The sequence below is a fragment of the Actinoplanes sp. NPDC051633 genome (assembly GCF_040681735.1).
Classification (GTDB): domain Bacteria; phylum Actinomycetota; class Actinomycetes; order Mycobacteriales; family Micromonosporaceae; genus Actinoplanes.
This window is the reverse complement of record NZ_JBFAZH010000586.1, coordinates 1-4,948: the sequence shown is the minus strand read 5'-3', so window position 1 is coordinate 4,948 and position 4,948 is coordinate 1. Positions and strand designations below refer to the sequence as shown.

The 4,948-nt window shown below is 69.6% G+C and carries 6 protein-coding genes; all 6 read right to left on the bottom strand.

Annotation, left to right across the window (positions count from 1 at the left end; translation table 11 throughout):
- Nucleotides 1-676, bottom strand: a 676-nt coding sequence (locus tag AB0M20_RS27225; protein ID WP_364302905.1) for a pectate lyase, incomplete at its 3' end; no start/stop codon positions are given.
- A gap of 5 nt (nucleotides 677-681) precedes the next feature.
- A complete protein-coding gene (locus AB0M20_RS27220) occupies nucleotides 682-1,695 on the bottom strand; it encodes a pectate lyase (RefSeq protein ID WP_364302904.1) in 1,014 nt (337 codons plus the stop codon).
- A 1-nt stretch (nucleotide 1,696) separates the two neighbouring features.
- On the bottom strand, nucleotides 1,697-3,268 hold the full coding sequence (locus tag AB0M20_RS27215; RefSeq protein ID WP_364302902.1) for a family 16 glycoside hydrolase: 1,572 nt from the start codon (nucleotides 3,266-3,268) through the stop codon (nucleotides 1,697-1,699).
- Entirely contained in the window at nucleotides 3,265-3,558 is a 294-nt protein-coding gene (locus tag AB0M20_RS27210; protein WP_364302900.1) for a hypothetical protein, read from the bottom strand. The genes AB0M20_RS27215 and AB0M20_RS27210 overlap by 4 nt, the downstream gene beginning before the upstream one ends.
- Before the next feature lie 50 nt (nucleotides 3,559-3,608).
- Nucleotides 3,609-4,013, bottom strand: coding sequence for an NUDIX domain-containing protein (locus tag AB0M20_RS27205; protein WP_364302898.1), 405 nt, complete (start codon nucleotides 4,011-4,013; stop codon nucleotides 3,609-3,611).
- A gap of 110 nt (nucleotides 4,014-4,123) precedes the next feature.
- A complete protein-coding gene (locus tag AB0M20_RS27200) occupies nucleotides 4,124-4,708 on the bottom strand; it encodes a hypothetical protein (protein WP_364302896.1) in 585 nt (194 codons plus the stop codon).
- Between the last annotated feature and the right edge of the window lie 240 nt (nucleotides 4,709-4,948).

Below are 4,948 nucleotides of genomic sequence, written 5' to 3'. Positions count from 1 at the left end.
TGTAGACGTGCACCGGCTCGCCGAAACGGACCCGCGGATGCCGCTGGTTCGACCCCTCGAACCAGTTGTGGTGGTAGGTGACCTTCAGATATCCGACGTCGTCGCGGTAGTTGTCGGAATGGCCGAGCAGCATCGACTTGTCGGTGCCGCGGAAACGATTCCAGGAAACCGTGACGAAGGTCGACCTGCGTTTGATGTCGAGCGAGCCGTCATAGGCCGGGAGGAACTCGTTGTGGTCGATCCACACGTGGTGCGCGGCGTTGGTGACGCTGACCGAGTCGTCCTCGGCGCCGCTGAACCGGATGTTGCGGATGATCACGTTGTTGCCCGGCCGGGTGGTGGAGCCAAGTTGCAGGCCGCCGCCGGTGATCTCGGCCGTGCTGCCGACGCCGAGGATGCTCTTGTTGGCGACCACCGTGATCATGTCGTCGACCGCGATCCGGCCGCTCACCATGATCGTGTAGGGCGTGTTCGTCCCGGCGTACCGCTCCAGATCGGCGCCGTTCGTGACGGTGACCGTCGGCCCGGCCGCCCCGCCCGTGGTGCCGGAGAGGCCGAGCCCGGCGACGGAGGCGAACCCGTCCGGAACCGTCGCAGCTGCCGCTGCGGGTGCGGTGGCTTGAAGGAGAGCGGCCGCGATCATCGCGGCCACCCCCGCGGGCAGGAGTCTGCGCATGGCGATCACACCTTTCCGACGCCGGCGCCGGCCGGCACGACGGTGGGTACGACGGCGGCCCGGTCCGCCGTGTACGGGTAGAACCCGCGCGGGTCCGGGACCGAGCCGCGCACCTCGATCTCGTGGTTGCAGTCGACGAGGACGTTGTCGCGCTGCACCATCCGCCCGAGGGGCCCGCTGAAATCGACCCGACCCGGGTTGTTCACGCTGACGAAGTAGTTGCCCTCCGCGAGGACGGCGGAGTCGTTGGTGGACGCGATGCCGTAGCTGTTGTCCAGGTAGTAGTTGTTGTAGACGTGCGCCAGCGCGGAGAAGCGCACACGCGGGTTGCGCTGGTCCGAGCCGTCGAAGAAGTTGTGGTGGTAGGTGACGCGCAGCCGGCCGGTGTCCTGGGCGCCGTTGTCGTCGTCGTGGCCCAGCAGCAGCGTCTTGTCGTGGTCGTGGAACCTGTTCCAGGACACCGTCACCAGGTCCGAGCCGCGCTTGATGTCGACCGCGCCGTCGTCGCCGTCGGACAGGTCGTTGTGGTCGATCCAGATGTGGTGGCTGAACATCTGCACGTTGATCAGGTCGTCGGTGGCTCCGGAGAGCCGCAGGTTCCGGATGATCACGTTGTGCACGGCGCCCGCGGGCGGCGAGGTCGCGGAGGAGATCGGCAGGCCGATGTTCAACCCGCCGCCGGTCAGCGCGGCGGTGCTGCCCAGGCCCACGATCGTCTTGTCCGAGGCGACCGAGTGCATGCCGTCGGTGCTGCCGGTGGGCAGCGCGATCGTGCCGGAGACCTGGATGACGTACGGGCCGGGCCGGGCGATGTGGTCGAGAAACGCCGCGGCGGTGGACACCGTGACGACCGGGCCGCCGGCGCCTCCCGTGGTCGTGGTCCGGCCGTACCCGGCGACGGTGGCGAAGCCGTCCGGGCCGGTGTTGCTGCCGGCGGGCCTCTGCCCGGCCGCCGCCGCGGGTGCGGCCGGGATGGTGATCGCGGTCAGCACGACCGCCATCGCGAGCAACCCGCGCATCTCAGACCCTCCCCACGCCGGCGCCGGCGGTCACGATCGCCTTGACGGCGGCCGGATCGTCCAACGTGTACGAGTAGTAGACCGACGGCTCCTGCACGGTCCCGCTGCAGTCCGGCACGCCGGACTCGCCGACGAAGACGTTGTTGCGGGCCACGCACCGGCCGGACGGCCCGGCGTACGAGTTGGTCGCCGGCTCCTCGACGTCCTCGAAGTAGTTGCCCTCCACCACGCAGCCCGCATTTGCCTGGCAGGCCACCCCGGTGTCGGTGTTGTAGACGTAGTAGTTGTTGTAGATGTGCACCGGCTCTCCGAAGCGGACCCGCGGGTTGCGCTGCGGCGTGCGGTCGAACCAGTTGTGGTGGTAGGTCACCTTGAGCCGGCCGGTGTCCTGGGCGGCGTTGCCGTCGTCGTGGCCGAGCAGCATGTTCTTGGTGTGGTCGTGGGTACGGTTCCACGAGACGGTGGCGTAGGAGGAGCCGCGCTTGATGTCAATCAGCCCGTCGTAGCCCTCGGCCAGGTCGTTGTGGTCGATCCAGACGTGGTGGCTGAACATCTGCACGTTGATCGAGTCGTCGCTGGCGTCGCGGAACGACAGGTTCTGGATGATCACATTGTGCACCGCGTTCGCCGGCGGCGTGGTGACCGCGGAGACCGGCAGGCCGATGTTGAAGCCGCCGCCGCTGATGCCCGCGGTGGCGCCCACCCCGACGATCGACTTGTCGCTGGTCACGTCGTACATGCCGGCCGGCAGCACGATGGTCCCGGTGACGCAGACGGTGAGCGGCCCGGCGGCGCCGATCGCGGCGATCAGCTCGGCGGCCGTGTCCACCGCGACCGCGGGCCCGCCGGCGCCGCCGGTGGTTCCGTTCTGGCCGAGCGTGTTGACCGCGGCGAACCCGGTCGGCGCGCCGGTCACCCGGCACTGCCCGGGCGGGGGCGGCGTGGTCGGCGGGTCGCTGGGCCCGGGGCCGGGCGCGGCGGTGTCCACGGTGACGTCGTCGAATGAGGCGCTGGCGTAGGAGGCGACCAGCCCGATCCGGCCGGCGCTCAGCGCCGTGTCGGTGGCGCGCAGGATCGGCACGCCGTCCACCGCGCCGGCGAGCGTGGTGCCCTGCACGCTCAGCGCAAGCGTGCGCCACGCGCCGGGGGCGCCGGCCGCCACCGCGGTGCCGAGCACGGTCGCGCTGCCGCCGCTGACCCGCTGGAGCTGGGCGGCGCCGCCGCCGGTCAGCACCAAAGCGTAGTACTCGCTGGTCGACCGGGCGCGGGCGGCGACGCCGACGGTCCGGTTGGTGGCGCCGAAGGTGATCGGCCGTACCCGGGCCTGCACCGTGTAGTCGGTCCAGAAGGTGCTACCGGCCAGCGCCCGGGCGTTGGCGCCGGTGCTCGACTGGCGGTAGGCGGGAGAGCCGTCGGCGACGACCGACCAGGAGCCGCCGGAGCGGGACCAGCCGTTCGCGTTCCCGTCGTCGAAGGTGTCGGTGAACAGGGCGGCAGCGAAGGCCGGATGGAGTCCGGCCGCGCCGAGCAGCAGCGCCGCGGTCGTCGCCGCGGCGATGGCGATGCGTTTCATTGCGGGGTCCTTTGGCGGGGAAAGGGCACGGAGCATTTCCGCCGCTTGGTGGCGGCGGTGGAAATGCGAAAGGCAATGGAAAAACGATAATTTTGCACATCGTTGCCGGTCAATGGAGCCGGTGTGCAGAAATGTTGCAGGCCGCCATGGGCGTCATCGAGCGGCACGGCCACTTCGGGGCCGGGAGGCGGCGTTCGGTCCGATTCGCCCGAGACGATGGGCCCGGTGTTTGCAACGGTGTTTCCGTCGCCGCACGAGTCATCATGCTCTACCGCGGCGCTTCGCACCATATGCGTGGGCAGGGTGGGCCGGCGGGGACACCGAGAAAGGGCGTAGAAGTTCAGGCGCGGGCACCCCGCATCGCTTCCATCACCGCCGTGCGCACGGGTTCGTGAATGAGCGGCGGCAACTCCTCGGGCCGGAACCAACGGATCTCGTCATGTTCATCAGGAGCGACGTTTGTCGGTGTCCCCTCCCACTCGCCGACAAGCCAGGCGCTGAAGCGCACGGAGTCCTCTCCGTGGCCTGCCTCCAGTCGACACAGGTGGATCGCCGAGCCTGTTGTTATCTGGACGCCGAGTTCCTCGTGCATCTCCCTGGCGAGCGCAGCCAGCTCTGTCTCGCCTGCATCGATGTGTCCGCCCGGCAGATCCCACACGTCCGGGTAGACATGGCGGTTCGGACTTCGGTGGACGAGCAGGACTCGACCTTCGTGAACCAGCGCCGCGATAACGATCTCAGGCATGGGCGGGATTGTGGCATATTCGATGTTCACGAGTTTCGGACCCGGGCCTGGACACCAGACACGCACTGACCCGCACGGCGGGGCGCCGTCGACGCCCCGCCGTGCGAATGTCATCCGACCTCGTACGCCTTGATGACCGTGATCGTGGCGGTGTTGCCCGCCGCGTCGGTGGCGTGGCCCCGCAGCGACACGTACGCCGGACCGGTGGGGTTGGAGACCCGGACGGTGCGCTTGCCGCCGGAGCCGGCGACCGTCGCGGGCTGCCAGGTCTGCCCGTCGTCGGTGGAGAACTCGGCGGTCAGGTCGCGGTTGGGCGGCGCTGCTGAGCCCGTCGGGCGGACTACCTCGACCGGGAACGTGAACGACGTGCCGGCCGGCGCGACATTCCTGTCGTCGACCCGTGGGCTGAATCGCACCGTGGACAGCGGGAGCAGGGTTTCCTCCGAGGTCGTCGCCGAACGGAACGTCCACACGCCACTGACTGAGGTGGAGAGCCGGAACGGTGCGGATCGGGTGGCTGACTGCTCCAGCCGGAGGTCGGCGGTGCCCGGCGGCACCTCGAACTCGGCGTAGTCCGATGCCGCCTCCCCGATCAGCGTCCCGCCCGCGTAGAGCGCGGTCCGCGCGGTGTCGAACGAGGAGAATCCGAAGTGCCCGGCACCGTCGCCGAACAGCGGCACGCCGGCAGCGACCATATTCCCATCGCGAACCCCGCCCGACATCTGCGTGTCGGGCGCGAAAACGGCGACGTTCCATCGCTTCGGCCGGGTGGTGCCGGGGCGGTAGCGCGTGGTCGGGCCGACCGTGAGGCTGTACCCCGCCGGAGCCTACTCGCCGAACTGATCCTGCCAGCTGATTGAGTCCCCGGTGCTGCGGTATTCGGTGCGCTCGAATGGCAGCCGGAACGGGAGGGCGGTGGCGGCACCTCCGATGTT